Genomic DNA, 17,914 nt, shown 5'->3' on the forward strand with positions numbered 1-17,914 from the left:
CGTCAGGGGTGCCTCCGGGTGGCGGAGGCACCCCTGACGACCAGCCAGGGTCCGCCAGTGCGGCACTCGTCAGCGCGTCGCGCCGGCCAGCCGGATGATCGTTTGCTCGAAGTCGTGGATCACCGGGGGCACCCGGTCGAACCGGCGGCGCAGCAGCAACATCGTGACCGGCGGCACCGGCTCCGCCAACGGTCGCGTAGTGATCACCCCGGCCTGCTCCAGCGGGTCACCCACCACGCTGTAGTCCGGCAGGATCGTCGGCCCGGTCCCGTTCGCGACGAGCACCTTGCCCATCTCGGCGCCGTCGGTGGAGAACGTCTCCGGCGGGGGAGTGTCGCCGAACAACCGCTGCGCGAGCCGGTGCATCAGATACCCCGGCCGCATCGCCACGAACGGCCGCGCCCGCAACTCCTCGACACTGATCACGTCGAGCGCGGCGAGGGGGTCGTCGGCGCGGCAGCACACCACCGGCCGCCCGCGAAGCAGCACGGTCCGCTCCAGCGTCGACGGGATCGGGTCGTCCGGGAAGACGTTCACCAGGCCCACGTCGAGCCGGCTCTCCAGCAGTGCTTCCTGGATCTCGCCCTGCAGCATCGCGGCCACGTCGACGGTGGTGTTCGGGTGCCCGGCGCCGAACTCGCGCACGGCCGGCACCAGCAGCGCCGACGTACCGGCGTTGACCGTGCCGACCCGGATGGTGCGGATCGTCCGGGCGTGATCGCGCGCCGCGTTCTTCAGCTGCGCCACCCCGGCCAGGATCTCGGCCATCAGCGGCAGCAGGTCCCGGCCTTCCCGGCTGACCCGGGCGCCGGCCCGGTGCCGTTCCAGCAGCGGGACGCCCAGCTCGCGCTCCAGGCTGCTGATGCCCTCGCTGAGCGCGGACTGCGACACGTGCAGGTGCTCGGCGGCACGCCGCAGTGACCCGTGCTGCGTCACGGCTGCCAGATATTCGAGCTGCTCCAGCCGCACGGCGGATGCCTTTCCTGCTTGTCAGGGCCGGCCGACGCCAGCGAACGCGCGAGGGCGCTGCTCAGCGCGGGCTCACTCCCGCGACGGTCAAGCCGAGCAGTCGACTCGCCTCCGCGGCGCCGTCCGGGTGGTGCTCGGTGGCCAGCGCGATCCCGGTGATCAGGTTGAGCAGGTCGGTGATCGTGACACCGGGGGTCACCATGCCGTCGGCGGCCGCGCGGCGCACCAGCGGCTCGCCGGCCTCGGTCAGCCGTGCGGTCGCGCAGTGCTCATGGCCCTCGCCCGGCCCGCCGGGGTGGTCGCGGCCGTGAGTGGTGGCGCTGGGCGAGGCGGGCTGGTATCGGCCGCGGGTGGTGGCGCCGGCCGCGGCGATGTGGTCGCGGTTCAGGGCCTCGGCCAGGCCGCGGGTGGTCGCGCCGAAGGTCAGCACCGAGCCGAGCCACTCCAGCAGCGCGGTGCGGCTGTCCGGGTGCCCGGCCAGGCTCGCCGCCTGCTCGGACAGCTCGTCGATCTGCTTGCGGAACACCGCTTCCAGCAGGTCATGGCGGGTCGGGAAGTGCCGGCGCACGGTGCCGGACCCGACGCCGGCGGTGCGCGCGATCTGTTCGAGCGACGCGTCGGTGCCCTGCTCGGCGACGGCCTGCTTGGCCACGGCCAGCAGCAACTCGTAGTTGCGGCGGGCGTCCGCGCGCTGGCCGGCCATCGCTCCCCTCACGGTGGTTAAGTGGCGGGGTCCGCCGTATCGTACCCTTCAGGAAACGGCGGACCGCGCCGTTTAGCTCGGTCGCGAAGGAGAAGAAGATGTCCGATCCCGTTCTGGTCGTCGGCGCCACCGGAAAACAGGGCGGCGCCGCGGTCCGCTCCTTGCTTGCGGCAGATTTTCCGGTACGAGCATTGGTCCGCGACCCGGCCACCGACCGGGCGAGAGCAGTCGCCGCCCTCGGTGTCGAGCTGGTCACCGGCGACCTGAACGATCCTGCGTCGCTGCGCGGGGCGGTCGACGGCGCACGAACCGTGTTCTCGGTCCAGATGGCCCCGGTCAAGGACGGCGCCTACGACTTCGCCGGCGAACTCCGCCAGGCGGAAAACCTGATCGAGGCGGCCCACGCCGCCGGGGTGCCGCAGCTCGTGCACACCTCAGTGTCCGGTTCGGATCGGCTCGCCACGGCACCCGGCCGGGAGTCCGGCCGCTGGACGCCGCTGGAGCCCTACTACGACACGAAGTCCGGCATCGAGCACGTCGTACAAAAAGCGGGTTTTGCTCGGTGGACGATCGTCAAACCGGGCTTCTTCATGGAGAACTTCCTGCTCTCGGCGGCCTATCTGTTCCCGCGCGGCGTGGCGGGCGGCCTCGTGACGGTCGTCAAACCGTCGACGTGGCTGTCCCTGGTCGCGGTCCAGGACATCGGCGCCGCGGTCGCCGCCGCTGTCGCGGACCCGCAGCGCTTCCACGAGGTCGAGCTGGAGTTGGCCAGTGACTACCTGCCGATGACCGCGATTGCCCAGGTGTTGTCCGACGCGCTCGGGGTCCCGCTCACCGCACCGGACATGACGGAGGAGCAGGCGCTCGCGGCCGGAATGCCGCCCTACGCGGGTCTCCCGATGGAGCTGATGAACGTCGCCGGCCAGCCGGCCCGCCCGGAGTTCGCCCGCGCCCTGGGCATTCCGCTCACCTCGTTCGAGGCGTGGGCCCGCACCCACATGCGCTGACCCGATCCCGGCTGGCGCTGAGGGCCCTCAGCACCAGCCGAGGCCGCCCGCCGAGGCCGCCCGCCGAGGCTGGTCGGCTGGTGCTGAGGGCTGTGTCAGCGGTCGTGAGGCGACGCTCAGCGCCAGCCGGGTTCGCATCGCGCGGCCGGCGCCCACCGTCGGCGACTCAGGTCAGGCGGACTGGCGGCCGGCCGCGTTGTGCTCCGCGACCAGGCGCGGGAGTTCGTCGAGGGCGTCGATGCGGAACAGGCACTGCTCCGCCACGGCGGGCAGGTCGAGGATGTGTGCCCACGGACCGCGCCGGATCAGGCACGCCTGCATGCCGGCGTCCATGGCCGGGCGGGCGTCGTTGTCGGGCCGGTCGCCGACGTAGAGGATCGTCGACGGGTCGCGGCCCGCCGCACGGATGACCCGATCAAAAAAGGCCGGCGACGGCTTCTGCGCGCCCCACCCGTGCGACGTGCCGATCACGTCCACCGGGAGGTCGAGGGCGCGCAGGATCGGCTCGGCGTGCGCGGGCTGGTTGCCGGCCAGGCCCACCAGCAGGCCCTGAGCCTGCAGCGCGGTCAGGCACGCCCGCGCGTCCGGATAGAGGTCCTGTTCGCCGAACGACTCCGGCTGCCCGGCCGCCACCCGGCGCTCCGTCTCCAGTGCGAGATCAAAATCGGGCCGGAACGTCCGGAACGTCTCCTGGTAGTCCAGCCCGCGGGCGATCACCGATCCGAACACCGCCGAGAACGTGTGCCGTGGCACGCCGAGCCAGTCCGCCCAGCCGGCGAACTCCCGCGACTCGTCCAGGACCGTCCCGCCCACGTCGAAGAACACCGCGCCGATCATCAGCCGACCGTACGGCCGGCGCTGCCGGTCTCCCAAGCCGTGCGCAGCTCGGCGATTGCCGAAGGGACCGCGTTCGCGAGCCCTTGCTTCGCTCTGGCCCACCGGTTCCAGCTCTGGCTGCTGCCGCTGGACGGCTCCGGCGGCCTCTCCTTCGTGAACGGTTGTTCCGATGTCGTCAAGCTGGCGCTCGACGGGTACGTGGTGACGCTGCGGGCGACTGTGCTCACGGTCAGGGCCAGATTTCGTACGTCGATCTGGTCGGTGCCGCCGCCGCGTTTCTCCGGACGCTGATCGATATCGTGACCGCGAAGAGCCCCGCCCTGATCAGGCATCCCTGATCGCATCGCTGTATCGCGAGAGCGGTGTGCGAGAACTCGGCCGTGCGCAGTTCCTGCGGCACTCGGACCAGGTGCGAAGGGCTCACGAAATCAGCGGGGCCGTGCCGGACAGCACAACCGCCTGACCATCTAGCCGCTGGTCGCCTCATGGTCATTGCGGCCCGGGTTGAGCGCGGTCGGCATAGTCAACTTATCTATCTAGCATCGCTAGACAAACGAGCGTTGTTAGATCTAGCGTTGCTCTGTCAGGTGTCGGCGCTAGATTTTGGGGTGGTCGTGGTGCTCAACGCGCTCGAGGTGTTCACCGTCGTGGTTGTCGGCGTGATGGTGGGCGTGGAGTTCGCCGTCGCCTTCGTGCTCAACCGGATCCTTGACGGCCTTCCGGACGACAGCGGACAGCTCGGCCGTGCCCACGGCGGCCGGATGCTCGGCGCCGTGATGCCGGTCTGGTACATCGGCTCGCTCGTCCTCGTCGCGGTCTGGGCCGTCACCGGCTGGCGCGATCCCGGCGCCGGTCTCGTCGTCACCGCCGGCGCACTGCTGGTCCTCAGCGTGATCATGTCGATCCTGCTGCTCGTTCCGATCAACAACCGGAGCAAGACGTGGACGCCGGAAAACCGGCCCGCCGACTGGAAGCAGCAGATCAACCGCTGGGACCGCTTCCACTACGGTCGCGTCGCCGTCATCATCGCCGCGTTCGCGCTGCTGGCCGCCGCCCACTGAGCTGCGGCGCCGACATTGCGCCGTTGCTCGCTGAGCCGCGATCCCGGCAACGTGCCGCTGCTCGCTGAGCCGCGGCCCGGCAACGTGCCGCTGCTCGCTGAGCCGCGGCCCGGCAATGCGCTGCCGACAACAAGCCGGCAATGCGCCGCGACCCGCGGAAGTGGCTAGCCGGCGGTCGCGCGGAGCAGGGCGTTGCCGCCCAGCAGGAGGACGTCGGCGCCGGCGATGAAGGCCATTCCCCGGCGCAGCAGCTGCGCCGCGCGCTCCGGGTCGGGGGCCAGGAAGCCCTGCACCACGTTGGTCAGGCCGACCAGCAGCAGCGGGACGCCGCCGATCAGCAGCAGGCCGACCGAGTTCGGGGTTTTGCCGGTCGCGACCAGCAGGGCGACCATCGTGGTCGGGAGGATGCCGAAGAACACCGCGGCGAGGCCCGCGTACCACTTCAGCGACCGCGTCGGGTCCATCGTCTGCACCCGCCGATGGTAACCGGCCGATCCCCGCAGGCGATCGGGGCCGCTGGTCATACCCTTCCAGTTACAAGCTATATCGGACACAGGGGCTTGCCGCAAGGCCCTGGTCACCCCGCAGAATCGGCCGGTGACAGCGCCGATGCGAGAGGACGGTGAGCGGTGACCCGCTCAGTCGTGAACCTGTTCGAGGTCGACCGGACCGCGGTCGAGCTGGTCGGCGGTAAAGGCGCCCAGCTGGGGGAGCTGTCGCGCATCGACGGCATCCGGGTCCCGGCCGGGTTCTGCGTCACGACCGCCGCGTTCGACCCGGTCCTGCCCACGTGGAGAGAAGAGGGGGTCGTCGCGGAGATTTCCGAGGCGGTCCGCGGGGACACCGCCTACGCCGTTCGCTCCAGTGCGACCGCGGAAGATGCGGCGGGGGCGTCGTTCGCCGGGCAGCACGACACGTACCTCAACGTGATCGGGGCGGCGGCCGTGCTCGAGCACGTGCGCCGGTGCTGGGCGTCGCTGTTCACCGAGCGGGCCGTCGCGTACCGGCTGCGCCACGGGCTCGAGCGGGACGCGGTGCGGATGGCCGTGGTCGTACAGGAAATGGTTTTTCCTCGGGCGTCGGGCATCGCCTTCACCGCGGACCCGGTCACCGGGAACCGCAAGGTGACCTCGATCGAGGCCGGCTTCGGTCTGGGTGAGGCGCTGGTGTCGGGCCTGGTGAACGCGGATGTCTACCAGGTGCGCGACGGCGCCGTGATCGCGGAGACGGTCGGGGTCAAACGGCTCGCCGTCCACGCCACGCCCGGCGGCGGGACCGCGCGCCACGAGATCGCTCCGGACCGGCAGGGTCTGCCGGTGCTGACAACCCCCGAGATCGTACGACTGGCCGCCCTCGCCCGGCGCGTCGAGGAGCATTTCGGCAGCCCGCAGGACATCGAGTGGTGCCTGGACGACGACGGGTTCGCGATCGTGCAGAGCCGGCCGATCACCACGCTGTTCCCGGTCCCGCCGGCCCCCGACGACCGGAACCGGGTGTACGTCTCGGTCGGTCACCAGCAGATGATGACCGAGGCGATGCGGCCCCTGGGCCTGTCGGTGTGGAAGGCGACCTCGCCGGGGCACATGGTCGACGCGGGCGGGCGCCTGTTCGTCGACGTCACCGCGCGTCTGGCGTCGCCGGGCGCCCGCGCGGCGCTGCTGCCGATGATGAGCCGCTCGGACCCGTTGATGGGTGACGCGATGCAGAACGTCGTCGACCGCAAGGACTTCGTCCCGGTGCAGCCGGAGGAACCCCTGGCCGCCCCGGGTGGCACCCCGCCGGCGCCGATCGCGACGGATCGCGCCGTGGTCACCGAGCTGATCGCGGAGCGGGAGGCGGCTCTCGTGACGCTGAAGCGCGACATCGCGCCGCTGACCGGTCCGGAACTGATCGATTTCGTGGTGGCCGACATCGGGCGGATCCGGCAGATCCTTTTCGGTCCACGGAACCTGCAGGCGATCATGGCGGGGATCGACGGCACGTGGTGGCTCAACGAGCACCTGGAGAGCTGGCTGGGTGAGACGAACGCGGCCGACACGCTCACCCAGTCGGCCCCCGACAACGTCACCTCGGAGATGGGGATGGCGCTGCTGGACGTCGCGGACGCCGTCCGTCCGTACCCTGAAGTGGTTTCCTTCCTGCGGAACCTGGAGGGGGACGACTTCCTGGACCGGCTGCCGGAGCTGCCCGGCGGGCGCGAAGCGCGCGCCGTGATCGAGGCCTACCTCGAGCGGTACGGCATGCGCTGCGTCGGCGAGATCGACATCACCCGGCCGCGGTGGAGCGAGCACCCCGCCGCGATCGTGCCGATGATCCTCAGCAACGTCCGCAACGCGGAACTGGGCGCGCGGGAACGGCGCTTCGAGCAGGGCCGGCAGGACGCGCTGCGCAAGGAGCGCGAGGTGCTGGCCCGGCTGCGCTCACTGCCTGGCGACGGCGCGGCCAAGGCGGCCGAGACGAAGCAGGTGATCGACCGGGTCCGGACCTTCATCGGTTACCGGGAGTATCCGAAGTACAACATGATCGCCCGCTACTTCGTCTACAAGCGTGCCCTGCTCGCGGAGGCCGAACGCCTGGTGGCGGCCGGGGTGCTCGGCGACGCCGAGGACATCTACTTCCTGACCTTGGAAGAGCTGCAAGATGTGGTACGTACACAGCGTGCCGACGACCGGCTGATCGACGAGCGCAAGGCGGCGTTCGCGTCGTTCCGCACTCTCGTCCCGCCCCGGGTGCTCACCTCGGAGGGCGAGGCGGTCACCGGCGCGTACCGGCGCGACGACCTGCCGTCCGGCGCGCTGGCCGGGCTGCCGGTCTCGGTGGGCGTCGTCGAGGGCCGGGCCCGGGTGCTGCACGACCTGGCCGACGCTGACCTGGCGCCGGGCGACATCCTGGTCACCGCGTACACCGATCCGAGCTGGACGCCGGCCTTCGTCGCGGTCAGTGGCCTGGTGACCGAGGTCGGCGGCCAGATGACCCACGGCGCGGTGATCGCCCGCGAGTACGGCCTGCCCGCCGTGGTCGGCGTCGAGAACGCCACCACCCTGATCAGCGACGGTCAGCAGATCCGGGTGCACGGCACCGACGGCTACGTCGAGCTGCTCTGAGCCGTCAGGTGGTCGAGGGTCACCCGGACGACGGCGGCGGCCGCTGTCACGTCCGCGGTGACCTGGGCGCGCAGGCGGGCCGGGTCGGTGGCCGACGCGGTGTGCCGGCGCAGGCTGGTGAACTGCACCCGCCACAGGCTGATCAGGGTCTGTGCGGCGACGTCGGCCGGCGGGTCGTCGTCCGGGCGCCCGGCCCAGGCACGCAGGCCCTCGGCGGCGATGACGACCAGGCGCTCGATCATCTCGCTCTGGTAGGCGCGCAGCGACGGGGTGGCGCGGATCAGGTCACCGAAGCGCCGGAACCCGGCCAGGGCAGGAGCGCCGCCCGCCTCGAGACCGGAAACGACCCCGTCCCGCTCGGTGGCCAGCAGGCGCAGGCAGGTGTCGAGCGGGTGCTCACCGCGTACCGAAAAAGCTTCCTGGAGTGATGTGGCCGTGCCCGACAAGCGGTCCATGACCAGCGCTTCCTTGCTGGGGAAGTAGTTGTAGACGGTCTTCTCGGACACGCCGCACCGCTCCGCCACCTCGGTGATCCGCACGCCGTCGAAGCCGCGCTCCAGAAACAGCGCGGCGGCGGTGTCCGACAACTGCTGGCGCGTCAGCCGTTTCTTGCTCGCCCGAAGACCCTCCACCATGCGTACGATCTTACAGCCACTTGAAAATTACAGTCGCTGTAATTATGGTTCCCGGCATGAGCGCATACCGAGTCGTCCGCGAGTACCCGTACCCGATCGAGCAGGTCTGGGCGGTCTTCACCGAGCCCGAGCTGATGGCGCGCTGGACCACGACCGGCCAGGGCGGGCGGCCGGAGGGGTTCGCGCTGGTGGTGGGCACGCGGTTCCGGTTCGTGGCCAAGCCGGCGCCGGGCTGGCGCGGCATCGTCGACTGCGAGGTCCTGGAGGTCGAGGCGCCGGCGTTGCTGCGGTACTCGTGGGTCGGTGACGAGGGCGGCGAGCCGACCTGGGTGACGTACCGGCTCGAGCCGATCACCGGCGGCACCCGGTTCACCTGGGAGCACACCGGGTTCCGCGGCGCCGGCGGCTTCATGATGTCCCGGCTGCTCGGCAGCGTGCGCCGCAGAATGCTCCGCGTCGGCGTGCCCGAGGTGCTCGCCACCGGCACCGTCCACTGAGGCCAGCGGTACCTCGTTTCCGGGGGCCAGCGGGATCTGCAGCACACCAGTGGCCTGCAGGACGACATCCCGGACTACGCTACCGAGGCCGACTTCCAGCGCCATCGCTACGACGTCTACTCGCCGGAGCAGCTGGTGGCGCGGGCGCTGGCGAACCCGCCCGCCGCCGGGTGGCACTACTCGAACACCGGGCACGTCCTGCTCGACATGATCATCGAGCGGGTCACCGGCCGGCACTGGTGGGACGCGGTGCGGCGGCGGATCGTCGGGCCGCTCGGGCTCACCGGGACGTCCTGGCCGGGGGACTCGCCCGCGATACCGGGCCCGCACGCCCGGGCGTACCAGCCGTTCGAGGCGGGCCCGCCGATCGACGTCACCGAGCAGATCATCCCCGACCCCGGCTCAGCGATCATCTCCACGACCCAGGACCTCAACACCTTTTTCCGTACGCTGTTCAGCGGCCGGTTGTTGCCCCCGGCGCAGCTCGCCGAGATGACCCGCACCGTCCCGGTCGCCCCCGAGCTGGCGGCCCTGCTGCCCGGCGCCCGGTACGGCCTCGGCATCTTCCAGCGCCCGCTGCCCTGCGGCGGCACGTACTGGAGCCATCCCGGCGGCTGGGGCGGCTACCTCACCGACAACGGTGTCACCGCGGACGGCCGGCGCAGCGTCGTTCTGTCGGTCAGCAGCGTGCTCGGCACCGGGCCGGACGACTACGTCCGCCAGCAACACGCCGCCGACGCCCTCGTCGAAGGCGCACTGTGCGCGGCGGGCGGCTGAGGTCAGACCGTGCAGGTGCCCGGCGGCAGCGAGGGTGAGCTGATCTGCGCCATCGACTGGTTGACCTCGGTGAACGTGGCGAGCTGGCGGTACTGGTCGCCGACCAGGACGTCGATCACGTCGGTGGTGCGGGTGGGCACGAAGACCGGCTCGGCCTGACCGAGGAAGAACGCCCGGATCCACTGGGCGGCGCCGACCGTCTTCGGGCCGAACTGGATGACCGCGACCTGCTTGACCTTGGTCTTGGACTTCCCGGGCTTCTGCACCACGAAGCCCCGGCCCTTGAAGTCGGCGGTCACCTGATCGGCCAGGCCGGCGGTCTTGGTCCCGTTGAGCACCCGGATCTTCACCTCGGACGGCTCGTCGGGAAGCGTGAGGTTCACCCGCACCGCACCGGCCGGGCAGTCGTCCGCTGCCGCCGTCCCCTGGGTGTCGCGCACCAGCGAGACCACCACCACGATGATCGCTGCGACGGCTAGGAAGCCGATGACTAGGTAGGCCCGGATACGCGCGTAACTCACGCATGATTAGACGCATGCCGATCGCATTTCGTGTACTCGAGAGGCGAGGAAGCGACGCGCGTCACAGCCCGAGCGGTGAACCGGTGACGCCCCGCGATCAGAGGACGACGACGAGTTTGCCTTGGGTGTGGCCGCGTTCGGCGTCCCGGTGCGCCTCGGCGATCTTGTCGATCGGGTACGTCGCGGCCAGGTGTGGCGTGTATCCGCCCTTTTCCCCCAGGGCGGCCCCCTCGGCGAGCACCGTGGAGTCGTTCTCCGCGTAGAGGTGCCGCACCCCGAGCGCGAGGGCGCCGGCCGCGTCGGCGACGGTCACCACGGTGTCCGGCCCGCCGGCGATCGCGACGAGGTCGGCCAGTGACCCGGAGGCGGCCGCGTCGAGCACGGCGTCCACTCCGGACGGCGCCAGACCGCGGACGCGATCGGCAAGCCCTTCACCGTACGTCGTGGGCAGCGCACCCAGGCTGCGCAGGAAGTCGTGCTTGCCGGCGCTCGCGGTGCCGATGACCGTCGCACCGCGGGCCACGGCCATCGCCACGGCGGCGCTGCCGACGCCACCCGCGGCACCCTCGATCAGCAGCGTGCGGCCGGCGAGGTCGCCGAGGGCGTTGAGCGCCCGCCCGGCCGTGGCGACGGCCAGTCCCGCCCCGGCGGCCTGTTCCAGGGTCCACTGCTGCGGCACCGGCGCCCAGGCGGACAGCACGGCGTACTCCGCGGAGGCGCCCAGGACGCCGCCGAGGCCGAACATCCGGTCACCGACGGTCACTCCGGTCACGCCGTCGCCGACCTCGTCGACGATGCCGGCGGCGTCCCGGCCGGGGATGGCCGGCAGCTCGACCGGGAAGACGGCGCTGATCGCCCCGGAGCGCAGCTTCCAGTCGATCGGGTTGACGCTCGCCGCCGTGACCTGGATCCGAATCTCGCCGGGTGCGGCGTGCGGCTCGGGGGCGTCGTCGATGACGAGCACGTCGGGGGTGCCGTAGTCGTGGTAGCGGGCTGCCCGCATGAGAACTCCTCGGTAGGTGATCACTTTCTCTGGAAAGTAACTTACGGTTGATTACTTTCCACGGCAAGCGTTTCCAGGATCACTTTCCGCGGCAAGTGTCCGGGTGCTACGGTCGCGCCCATGGGGGCGGATCATGAATTGGCGCCGGCCCAGGCGGAGACCTGGGAGTCGCTGCTGGCGGTGCTGCTCTGGCTGCCCGCGACGCTGGAGACCCGGCTCAAGCGGCAGGGGCTGAGCCACGCCGAGTTCCTGATCCTGTGGTGCCTGACCCAGCATCAGGACCGGCCGCACACGATGAGCTCGCTCGCCGAACTGTCCCGGGTCACCCCGTCACACCTGTCCCGGATCGCCGCCCGGCTGGAGAAGCAGGGCCTGCTGGTCCGCGAGCCGGACCCGGCCGACGCCCGGTACACGATCGCCTCGCTCACGGCGGCGGGCTCGCGGAAGTACGCCGAGGCGGCGCCCGGGTACTACGCGACGCTCCGCGAGCATCTGTTCGGCCGGCTGACCGACGAGCAGGCGCGGCAGCTCGGCGGGATCACCGGGCAGATCGCCCGCTCGCTGGACCCCCGCGCGAGCTGAGCGGGGCGCTGGTCGGGTGCTCCCGTCGTACCGGAAAATCGCGGACCGTAAGCCCGGCGCTGCCGGAAGCGGATCGCGGCCCTAACCCGCGCGCTCGTTGTTGATCATGTGGAAGCGGGTGCAGCGGCCCTCGCCGTCGAACGTGACGGTCCACTGGTTGTCGAACACGCCCAGCTCCGCATAGGTCCCGGTGCCGTCGATCGTCGCGGTGGCGCCGTCGATCGCGCGGAGCGTCCAGGTGAACTCCCAGCCGCCCTGCTGCCAGCCCCACCGGCCGCGCCAGCCCTCGACGATCGCGTCCCGCCCGAGCCAGTGGGTCGAGTAGGGCTCCTCGTGATACTCACCGTCCGCGGCGAAGAGCGCGCCGATGTCAGTGGGGTCGTTGGTGCGCCAGGCATGCTCATACCGCCCGACCCAGGCCGCGACAGCAGCCGCAGTGATCGTCTCCATGCCTCGATGCTGAGTGAACGCGCGGAAATCTGGCAGGGTGCGCCACACCCACCTGCGGTCATCCACGCGAACCGGGCCGCAGGTCGCCCGCGTGCCCGGTATCGCGCCTGCCTCTCACCGAGGGCGCGGTCGGGCGAGCGCTCATCGTGGTCTCCCAGGTGTTTCAGCAACGACTGGTGCTCGCTGAACCGCGTCGGCGAGCGGTCATCGTGGTCTCGGGGCTGTCTTAGCAACTACCGGTGCTCTCCTCCTGGCGAACGGGCTCGGTGCCGAGGCTGCTGTTCGCGGAGATCTGGGCGGAGATCGGTGGTGAGCGGGGCGATCCGCTGCACGTGTGCGTGCTCGCCCACGCGATCGCCGACGTGCAGGACGACGTGCGCGAGGAACTGGCCTGGGATCAGCGGGCGCTGGCCGCCGCCGACCGGCTTACCGATGCCCGGATGGCGCAGGCCGGGCTGACCCTGACGGCGGGCGGGCTCTATCCGTCGCTGCACCTCAACCTGGCCGACTGCTATCGCAAGCTCGGCGACCTCGACCAGGCCCGCGAGCACCTGCGGCACGCGCGTGCCGGGATCGGTGCGCTCGCCGACGACGACTGCGGACGCCTGATCAGGGACGGACTGGCCCGGCTGGCGCAGGAGCTGGCGTGACGGTGCGGGTTCAGCCGTGGGCCGCGTGGTGACTCGCCGTCGGACAGCTCGTGGCCAGGGCCCGCGGTATCTTGAGGCCGCTGGCCCATCGAATTCCGGGAGGTGTCCATGACTGCCGAGATGGTCGCGCCGGCCTGGATGCATGAGCAGGTCACCGCCGAGCAGTACGCGTCGTGGACCGAAGAGCAGTGTGCGGGCATCGAGATCGTGGATGGGATGGTCCTCGTGAGTCCGAGTGCGTCCAAGCGCCACAACCGCCTGGCCCGGCTTCTGGCGAACGCCTTGGACGCTGCGGCCGGACCGGATTGGAACGCTGACACCGACTTCGACGTCCGGCTGCAGGACGTGCCGTTGAACAACCGTCGGCCTGACGTGACGGTGTACCGGGCGGAGACCATCGACGTCACGCCGACACGGCCCGAGCATGTGCTTCTGGTGGTCGAGGTGGTCTCACCCGGTTCGGAGACGACCGACCGGATCGTCAAGGCGGATCAGTATGCGAGGGCCGGCATCCAGTTCTATTGGCGTGTCGAGCAGGCGGCTACCGGTGCACCCCTCGTTTATACGTATGTTCTCGACCCGGCGACCGGCCGCTACCGCGACGGGGACGTCTTCGCCGGCGTCGTGAAGCCGGCCGCGCCCTTTGCCGTCGAGATCGATCTCAGTCAGATCTGACCCCGCTCCGGATCACTCCCGGGCGGTCAGGATGGCGCCGGCGACGACGGTGAAGAGGTGGTCGGCGCGGGGGGGCCAGTGCGTCCTGGTCGCTGATCCAGGTCAGGGCGCCGGCCAGGGCGTCGCCGGTCGCAGTGGACGCGAGCACGGCGGTCCGGCGGTGCTGCGCTCCGAGGACGTCCCGGTCCCGGTGCCCGCGCCGGGGGAGGTGCTCGTCCGGGTGCACGCGGTCGGCCTGAATCCCCCCGACTGGTATGTGCGCGACGGCATGACCAACGTGCCGGCCGAGCTGCGGCCGACGTTCGACCTGCCGCTGATCCCCGGCTCGGACGTGTCCGGTGTCGTCGAGGCGGTCGCCGCCGGCGTCGACGGCTTCGCCATCGGTGACGAGGTCTTCGGCATGGTGCGCTTCCCGCGGATCGGCAGCGCCTACGCCGAATACGTGACCGCGCCCGCCGCCGACCTCGCCCCCAAGCCGGCCGGCGTCGACCACGTGCGGGCGGCCGCGGTGCCGATGGCCGGGCTCACCGCATGGCAGTTCCTGATCGATCCCGGACACGATCGCCCGTCACCGTTCCAGGCCGCCCCGCATCGCCCGGTGCCGCTCGACGCCGGCACGACGGTGCTCGTCAACGGCGCGGCGGGCGGGGTCGGCCACCTCGCGGTGCAGCTGGCGAAGTGGCGGGGCGCCCGCGTGATCGCGGTGGCCTCGGCCGGGCACGACGCGTTCCTGCGTGAGCTCGGCGCCGACCAGGTGATCGACTACACCTCGGTCAAGCCCGAGGAGGTCGCGGGAGACGTCGATCTGGTGCTCGACGCCGTCGGTGGTCCGGGCAGCCACCGCTTCCTTCGTACGATCAAAAGAAGCGGCGCGTTGTTCCCGGTCTTCCTCGCGTCCATCGATCCCGGGGAAGCTGCCCGGCGCGACATCACGGTCTCGGCCCTGCAGGTGCAGCCGAACGGCGCGCAGCTTGCCGAGCTGGGACGCCTGCTCGAAGCGGGCACCGTCCGGGTGCGCATCGACAGCACGTTCCCGCTCGCCGACGCGGCCAAGGCCCACGAGCGGGCCGCCGAGGGTCACCTGCGGGGCAAGCTCGTCCTCACCGTCGTCTGAGGGTCAGGCGGGCACCGGTGTGAGGGTGACGTGGTCCGCGCCGACCGCGCCGACCAGGGCGAGGCCGGACCGGTCGACGTCGCAGCAGTACGGAAGGTCGCCGGACAGGTCGACGCGGCCGGACGCGGGTTTCCGGGCGTACGAACGGGCGTGCTCGGCCGCGCCGGCCACGATGCCGGCGACCAGGTCGGCCCGGCTCGGGTCGGCTCCGTGCAGCAGCGCGCTCAGGTAGGTCGCGCAGGCCCGGTCCTCGGCGGTCGACCCGGTGCAGACGATCGCGTACCGGGTGCCGGGGTGCCGGCGGGTGATCCAGCGCGCGGTGGCGCCGACGTTCGCCGCGGACACCGCGAGCAGTGCCGCCGGGTTCCGGTGCCGGGCCAGCCCGCGGGTGCCGTTCGTGGTCGCCTGGATCAGCCCGCGCCCGTCGAGCCGGGCCGTCGCCATCTCGGCCGGCGAGTTGCCGAAGTCGAAATCCGCCGGCCGCAGCCCGCTCGTCTCGCCGGCCAGCAGCCGATCCGGGTGTGCTCGCCGGAAGGCCCGGCCGGCCTCCACCGAGGGCACGCAGACGATGTCCGTCGCGCCCCGCTCGAAGGCCACCGCCGCCGTGGTGAAGGCGCGGATCACGTCGACGACCACCACGACGGCGCCGGGCGGCACCTCGGCATCCCTGTCCACGATCGACACGCCTGCGATCCTCCGGTGCACCGTCCCGGCGTGGCAAGGCGATTCCCGCGACACGCCCGGGCGGGGGGATCAGGTGCCGGCGCGGGACTCCAGGTAGCGCCGCGGGCACCGATCGGTGCCGTTCGAGGGGGAACCTGGAGCCGTGACGGGCGGTGGCCCCGGGGTTCTCACGGCCGGGTGAGCCGCCGTTGATCGACGGTCTTCCGGCTCGGGTCGTCCCAATGCCAAGATCAGGTCATGGATTGGTCGCGGCCGCTCGACGGCCTGGAGGACGTCGCCTGGGACGAGTTCGAGCGAGGTGGTGCAGTCGCGGCGGACCTCGCGAGCCTGGCCCGGGCGACACCGGAACGGGCCCGGCCGATCGCCGACGACATCGATCTGCTGCTGGAGCACTGCAACATCTACCAGCCGGCGGCGGTGCCCGCGGTGGGCTTCCTGGCCCGGATCGCGGCCGCGCACCCGTGTGACGAGGTCAGTGCGCAGGCGCTGCGGCTCATCGACGAGATCGCCTTCGGCTGGACCGACGGCGCGACCGACGAGGAGCGGCAGGCCCGCCGGGCGGAGCTGCGTACCGTGCTGGTGAGCAGCGTGCCGGCGTTGCGGGAGGCGGCCCGGGTGGTGCCGGGGGTGCGGCGGCAGGCGTTGCGGCAGGTCGAGCAGATCAGCACGGGCGTGCTTCCGGGCGGGTTCTGGGATCCGCGGTGGCATGGCGTAGCCCGCGCTTTTGTCGATCGCGCGGCGGCCCGGGTGCGAGTGGTGACCGTGGGCGGCCGGTCACTGCTGCTCACCATCGGCTTCGGTGGGCCGGCGGCGTTCTGGGACCCGGCCACCGGGGAACCGGTCGGCCCGGCGCGGCCACGCGACGGCGACGGCGACGTCGGCGGGCCGCTCATTCTCACGAAGGCGGAGCTGGCGGCGGCGGGCCGTGGACTGCCCGAGGTGGAGTTCCTTGCTCTGGGGAAGGCGGCCGGTCACGCCCGGCTCCGCCGTTGGCGTGGCTGGTCACGGCTGGTCCCGCGGGCCAGCTCGCCTCTCGACCGGATCAAGGGGGCACGCGTCCCCTACGAGAGTGCCGGGCGGCCCTGCGTGGCGATCGGCGTCAGCGGCGCGTTGCGTCGTTTCGACGCGACCACCGGCGACGAGATCGGCGCGGAGATCGCCTTCGGTGACGGCGACCTGCCGCCGGCGGTCTGCGCCTATCAGCAGGACGGCCGCACGATCCTGGCCGTCGGCGCGCACCGGCAGATCCACCGGCTCGACGCCGCGACCGGGGAACCGGCCGGTCCGCTGCTGGACGGACACCCCGAGGAGGTCACCGGCCTCGCGGCGACCTCGGTCGGTGGGCGGCCCACGCTCTACGCCGCCACCGAGCAGGGCGTGTTCCGGTGGGACGCCCGGACCGGCACACCGTGGCCGGCCGCATTCGATCAGTACGAGAACGGGTCGTAGCCGCTGTTGTTGCAGGTGCGGCGCTGGGCGATGCAGTTGCGCACGCGCTGGTTCATCGCGGCGGCGTCCCACATCAGGAACGCGTCGCCGTGCATCGACGAGGCGCTCTTGCCGTCCGGGTCCGACGACAGGTAGTAGCCCGCCTTCGTGCCCTTCGCGCCGTACGCGATGTCGAACGTCAGGGCCGGGATGCGGACCGGGTGGGCGGCGGGGCAGCCGTCGTTGGTGCCGAACGCGACGTGGTCCTTGTGGTTCGGGCTGTCCAGGTTCTTGCCGTCCCAGCAGTCCGGGAACTGCAGCTGGTAGTGCAGGGTGGCCGGGTTGCCGCAGATCGGCCAGTTGCCGTTGGTGCTGCGGGAGTCGCCGTCGATGTTGCCGGGGCCGTAGAAGGCGCAGTAGAACTGGCCCTGCGTGCCGCGCGGGGTCGGCTTCTTCTTCTTGGCGTCACCGGCGATCATCCGCAGGCCGTTCGGGATCGGCACGATGCCTGTCGAATTGGTGCGGATCGAGCGGTAGTAGACCCGGAACCCGGTGGTCTCGACCGGTTTCTTCGTCGCGGCCTCGTAGAGCGTCGGCACCCAGTAGGCCGAGTGGTCGACGGCCGGCTTGCAGGTGGTGGCGGTGAACTTCGTCAGGTCGGCGGCCGTGGTCGCGGCGTCGACGGCCTTGTTGCCGACGAACGAGTGCATGTGCGAGGCGCCCGGCAGGCCCGGGAAGACGATCGGGTCGTCGGCCTTGCGGTGGCTGTACTTGCAGTCGGCCCGGAACTCCGGCAGGTTGCCCGCGTCGCCGGGGGCCTGGGCCTTGGTGGCCTGGTACTTCGCGAGCTGGGTGTTCCAGGCGGCCTGATCGACCGGGATCCAGCCGCCCTGGGGCGCGGCGGCCTGCTGCGTGGCCGCCTTCGACGTGGGCTTCTTGACCGCCGTCGCGGAAGCGGAGGCGGAAGCTGCCGCGGAGGTGGCCGGCGCGCCCGGGGTCGACGGGGTGGACAGCGGGCGGTCCGCGCTCGCTTCCTGCGGTTGCTGCGCGGGGGAGGTGCCGGGCCGGCTCGCCCACACGGCCGCTCCGGCGATCAGGGCGACGGCCACCCCGGCGGCGGCGATGGCCAGGGCCCGCGGGCGCCGGGCGTGCCGGCCGGGACGCGACCGTGTCGGGTCGGCGTCGGGCTCGCGGAACGTGGAAGACGGCACGGCTAA

Annotated in this window: 21 protein-coding genes; 11 read left to right on the forward strand and 10 right to left on the reverse strand. The window is 71.6% G+C overall.

The window, feature by feature from the left end; translation table 11 throughout:
- Positions 1 to 69: 69 nt before the first annotated feature.
- Both Apa02nite_RS49795 and Apa02nite_RS49800 read right to left on the reverse strand, forming a co-directional pair.
- Positions 70 to 969 (reverse strand): LysR family transcriptional regulator, encoded by a 900-nt coding sequence (locus Apa02nite_RS49795; RefSeq protein ID WP_239165128.1) that lies wholly within the window; start codon positions 967 to 969, stop codon positions 70 to 72.
- 61 nt (positions 970 to 1,030) lie between these two features.
- Positions 1,031 to 1,672 (reverse strand): TetR/AcrR family transcriptional regulator, encoded by a 642-nt coding sequence (locus Apa02nite_RS49800; RefSeq protein WP_203831429.1) that lies wholly within the window; start codon positions 1,670 to 1,672, stop codon positions 1,031 to 1,033.
- A gap of 98 nt (positions 1,673 to 1,770) precedes the next feature.
- Here Apa02nite_RS49800 and Apa02nite_RS49805 point away from each other — a divergent pair, with 98 nt between their 5' ends.
- On the forward strand, positions 1,771 to 2,679 hold the full coding sequence (locus tag Apa02nite_RS49805; protein ID WP_203831430.1) for an NmrA family NAD(P)-binding protein: 909 nt from the start codon (positions 1,771 to 1,773) through the stop codon (positions 2,677 to 2,679).
- Between the two features lie 171 nt (positions 2,680 to 2,850).
- Here the strand turns inward: Apa02nite_RS49805 and Apa02nite_RS49810 are convergent, their stop codons facing one another.
- Entirely contained in the window at positions 2,851 to 3,516 is a 666-nt protein-coding gene (locus Apa02nite_RS49810) for an HAD family hydrolase (protein WP_203831431.1), read from the reverse strand.
- 39 nt (positions 3,517 to 3,555) lie between these two features.
- Here Apa02nite_RS49810 and Apa02nite_RS49815 point away from each other — a divergent pair, with 39 nt between their 5' ends.
- Both Apa02nite_RS49815 and Apa02nite_RS49820 read left to right on the forward strand, forming a co-directional pair.
- On the forward strand, positions 3,556 to 3,807 hold the full coding sequence (locus Apa02nite_RS49815; protein WP_203831432.1) for a hypothetical protein: 252 nt from the start codon (positions 3,556 to 3,558) through the stop codon (positions 3,805 to 3,807).
- Between the two features lie 326 nt (positions 3,808 to 4,133).
- Positions 4,134 to 4,577 (forward strand): anthrone oxygenase family protein, encoded by a 444-nt coding sequence (locus Apa02nite_RS49820; RefSeq protein WP_203831433.1) that lies wholly within the window; start codon positions 4,134 to 4,136, stop codon positions 4,575 to 4,577.
- 164 nt (positions 4,578 to 4,741) lie between these two features.
- Here Apa02nite_RS49820 and Apa02nite_RS49825 read toward each other — a convergent pair whose 3' ends face one another.
- A complete protein-coding gene (locus Apa02nite_RS49825) occupies positions 4,742 to 5,041 on the reverse strand; it encodes a hypothetical protein (protein WP_067691394.1) in 300 nt (99 codons plus the stop codon).
- Between the two features lie 165 nt (positions 5,042 to 5,206).
- On the opposite strand from Apa02nite_RS49825, the gene rph reads away from it, so the two are divergent.
- Entirely contained in the window at positions 5,207 to 7,681 is a 2,475-nt protein-coding gene (gene rph / locus Apa02nite_RS49830) for a rifamycin-inactivating phosphotransferase (protein WP_203831434.1), read from the forward strand.
- Here rph and Apa02nite_RS49835 read toward each other — a convergent pair.
- The gene (locus tag Apa02nite_RS49835) at positions 7,663 to 8,316 is read right to left on the reverse strand and encodes a TetR/AcrR family transcriptional regulator (protein WP_203831435.1); all 654 of its coding nucleotides are present in this window, start codon (positions 8,314 to 8,316) and stop codon (positions 7,663 to 7,665) included. The two genes, rph and Apa02nite_RS49835, sit on opposite strands and share 19 nt — an antisense overlap.
- Positions 8,317 to 8,372: 56 nt before the next feature.
- Here Apa02nite_RS49835 and Apa02nite_RS49840 point away from each other — a divergent pair, with 56 nt between their 5' ends.
- Positions 8,373 to 8,813, forward strand: coding sequence for an SRPBCC family protein (locus tag Apa02nite_RS49840; protein WP_203831436.1), 441 nt, complete (start codon positions 8,373 to 8,375; stop codon positions 8,811 to 8,813).
- A 36-nt stretch (positions 8,814 to 8,849) separates the two neighbouring features.
- Positions 8,850 to 9,590, forward strand: a complete 741-nt coding sequence (locus tag Apa02nite_RS49845) for a serine hydrolase domain-containing protein (protein WP_203831446.1) — start codon at positions 8,850 to 8,852, stop codon at positions 9,588 to 9,590.
- 2 nt (positions 9,591 to 9,592) lie between these two features.
- On the opposite strand, the gene Apa02nite_RS49850 is transcribed toward Apa02nite_RS49845, so the two are convergent.
- Both Apa02nite_RS49850 and Apa02nite_RS49855 read right to left on the reverse strand, forming a co-directional pair.
- Positions 9,593 to 10,111 (reverse strand): LytR C-terminal domain-containing protein, encoded by a 519-nt coding sequence (locus Apa02nite_RS49850; RefSeq protein WP_232344156.1) that lies wholly within the window; start codon positions 10,109 to 10,111, stop codon positions 9,593 to 9,595.
- A gap of 97 nt (positions 10,112 to 10,208) precedes the next feature.
- Complete coding sequence (locus tag Apa02nite_RS49855) at positions 10,209 to 11,114, reverse strand: NADP-dependent oxidoreductase (RefSeq protein WP_203831437.1); 906 nt, start codon at positions 11,112 to 11,114, stop codon at positions 10,209 to 10,211.
- Between the two features lie 120 nt (positions 11,115 to 11,234).
- Between Apa02nite_RS49855 and Apa02nite_RS49860 the strand changes: the two genes are divergently transcribed.
- Positions 11,235 to 11,696: a MarR family winged helix-turn-helix transcriptional regulator gene (locus Apa02nite_RS49860; protein WP_067691045.1), complete on the forward strand. Its 462-nt coding sequence runs from the start codon at positions 11,235 to 11,237 to the stop codon at positions 11,694 to 11,696.
- 81 nt (positions 11,697 to 11,777) lie between these two features.
- Here the strand turns inward: Apa02nite_RS49860 and Apa02nite_RS49865 are convergent, their stop codons facing one another.
- Positions 11,778 to 12,146, reverse strand: coding sequence for a nuclear transport factor 2 family protein (locus Apa02nite_RS49865; protein WP_203831438.1), 369 nt, complete (start codon positions 12,144 to 12,146; stop codon positions 11,778 to 11,780).
- 239 nt (positions 12,147 to 12,385) lie between these two features.
- Between Apa02nite_RS49865 and Apa02nite_RS49870 the strand changes: the two genes are divergently transcribed.
- From Apa02nite_RS49870 to Apa02nite_RS49880, 3 genes are all read left to right on the forward strand, one after another.
- Positions 12,386 to 12,796 carry a tetratricopeptide repeat protein gene (locus tag Apa02nite_RS49870; RefSeq protein WP_203831439.1) on the forward strand — a complete coding sequence of 137 codons (411 nt, stop codon included), beginning with the start codon at positions 12,386 to 12,388 and terminating at the stop codon, positions 12,794 to 12,796.
- 108 nt (positions 12,797 to 12,904) lie between these two features.
- Entirely contained in the window at positions 12,905 to 13,471 is a 567-nt protein-coding gene (locus Apa02nite_RS49875) for a Uma2 family endonuclease (protein ID WP_203831440.1), read from the forward strand.
- Positions 13,472 to 13,631: 160 nt separating this feature from the next.
- A complete protein-coding gene (locus Apa02nite_RS49880; RefSeq protein WP_239165129.1) occupies positions 13,632 to 14,585 on the forward strand; it encodes an NADP-dependent oxidoreductase in 954 nt (317 codons plus the stop codon).
- Positions 14,586 to 14,588: 3 nt separating this feature from the next.
- Here the strand turns inward: Apa02nite_RS49880 and Apa02nite_RS49885 are convergent, their stop codons facing one another.
- Positions 14,589 to 15,269, reverse strand: coding sequence for a 2-phosphosulfolactate phosphatase (locus Apa02nite_RS49885; RefSeq protein WP_203831442.1), 681 nt, complete (start codon positions 15,267 to 15,269; stop codon positions 14,589 to 14,591).
- A 237-nt stretch (positions 15,270 to 15,506) separates the two neighbouring features.
- On the opposite strand from Apa02nite_RS49885, the gene Apa02nite_RS49890 reads away from it, so the two are divergent.
- Positions 15,507 to 16,718 (forward strand): WD40 repeat domain-containing protein, encoded by a 1,212-nt coding sequence (locus Apa02nite_RS49890; protein WP_203831443.1) that lies wholly within the window; start codon positions 15,507 to 15,509, stop codon positions 16,716 to 16,718.
- Here Apa02nite_RS49890 and Apa02nite_RS49895 read toward each other — a convergent pair.
- A partial coding sequence (locus tag Apa02nite_RS49895) for a DUF1996 domain-containing protein (protein WP_203831444.1) occupies positions 16,697 to 17,914 on the reverse strand: 1,218 nt, incomplete at its 5' end. The two genes, Apa02nite_RS49890 and Apa02nite_RS49895, sit on opposite strands and share 22 nt — an antisense overlap.

Origin of the sequence: Actinoplanes palleronii (assembly GCF_016862315.1) — a bacterium.
In the GTDB taxonomy this organism is placed as follows: domain Bacteria; phylum Actinomycetota; class Actinomycetes; order Mycobacteriales; family Micromonosporaceae; genus Actinoplanes; species Actinoplanes palleronii.